The 898-nt window shown below is 44.9% G+C and carries 1 pseudogene; it reads left to right on the forward strand.

What is annotated here, in order from left to right:
* Window positions 1-83: 83 nt before the first annotated feature.
* Window positions 84-194, forward strand: a pseudogene (locus A3762_RS28565) (antibiotic biosynthesis monooxygenase); the annotation flags it as partial.
* Window positions 195-898: the final 704 nt, after the last annotated feature.

Below are 898 nucleotides of genomic sequence, written 5' to 3' on the forward strand. Positions count from 1 at the left end.
TTGTCCCAACCGAAGGTAAGAAACAAGAGTATTTAGACATTGCAGCATCACTTAGACCAATGCTTTAAACTATTGAGGGTTTTATTTCAATTGAACGTTTTGGCAGTCTGGTAGATGAGAACAAGATACTGTCACTCTCTTTCTGGCGAGATGAAGCGGCGATTCAGGAATGGCGAAACCTAGAGGCCCACCGTTTTGCGCAAGCCAAAGGCCGTGGAGGCGTGTTTAAAGAATATCGTTTACGCGTGGCCGAGGTATCTCGTGACTACTCAATGGTTGAGCGAGATAATGCACCATCAGACAGCCGTGCACATCATGAGAACTAGACTTAGGCTTTCACCAGAGAAGCAGTAAAAAGTACCTGCTTCGATTTAAGCAGCCTCGGACATCTCCAAAGTTGGAAGCGGTAAATCCCAAATCGCAGCGAGAATCGACACAAGTTTTTGCTCAATCTCACAGACCTTGCCATCCACTTCAGCTGCCGCTAATAGACCTTTTATCAATCGAGGCGTCAGCAGAGGGTAAGCTTTCTTCAGCTCACTACAGGCTGTAGTGAATTCTTTCGTTGAAATATTCAATGCTAACTTGGTACCAGCCAAGTCAATACCGCTCGCTTTACCAGCGGCCTCAATAGCCGCCAATTGATCACGAGTTGTTCTCGTCCCCATTTGAACGAATTTGGNCACGGCAATGCGGTAAAAGCCGCCGATACTCTCAATATTTTTGTACTTAGGCTTAACCGGCTTAGCTAAGCCAAAAAAGCGATCACATGGATTACGAAACAACTCAAAACCCAACCACTCTGATAACGAACGTTTTTTATCTGCGCTAATGACCTGAAGGTAAGATGATCTAAATGCGGAGTACTCTTCCTTTGATAAAGTTTTAAGCGATGGAA

Source organism: Oleiphilus sp. HI0125 (genome assembly GCF_001635355.1).